The 681-nt window shown below is 37.7% G+C and carries 1 protein-coding gene; it reads right to left on the bottom strand.

Annotated features, from left to right (window positions below; genetic code table 11):
• A partial coding sequence (locus ACYVL2_RS20020; protein ID WP_460546565.1) for a helix-turn-helix domain-containing protein occupies positions 1-417 on the bottom strand: 417 nt, incomplete at its 3' end.
• Positions 418-681: the final 264 nt, after the last annotated feature.

The raw sequence follows: 681 nt of genomic DNA, 5'->3' as shown, positions 1-681 counted from the left end.
GCCTAAATCGTGTAAAAGTCGAGAGACACCACGAAGAGTATACGGTTGGTTCCATTTTTTCTCGATAAATGAAGCAATGATCTTTAACGTCCAATTATACTTAGCTGGGAAGCCAACATCTACGGGAAGTTTGGTCGCAATCACTTGAGCCAATTCCTGTTCTTGTTCGGGTGTTAATTTGCGTGGCGCTCCAGGTGATTGTCCCATGGTTAAGCCATCTAGTCCCTTTTCTTCGTAGGCATTCACATAGTTATAGATAGTTTTTTCGGAACGCCCAATCATGGTTGTGATTTCTTTTTTAGAATAGCCTTGTAAATAAAAGTAAATCGCTTGATAACGTTCATACATTCGTTTATCTTTGGTCGTTTTCATCGCTGTAAGCAAGGTTTCGATTTCATGTTGACGTGAATGGGTCATCTAGTTCCTCTCCGTTCATTGGTAAGTGTTACCCTTATACTTCAACAGAGAGTAATCGTAATCCTTTAATTCAACTTATATAGATGTAATCTTGCCTTCTATTTTCGTGTGATAGTTAGCTACCACACGAAAATAGAATTAACCGTAAAGAATATATGATCTATTACTATAGGCAAATGCTAACGCATTCTTCTAGTTATACAAATAGACATTTTACAATGGACTGATGCTTTCAATCATTGTTCCTTGCGAGGTTTTTACTCC

It is taken from the genome of Glycomyces halotolerans (assembly GCF_054779575.1).
This window is presented reverse-complemented; position numbering and strand designations above follow the sequence as displayed.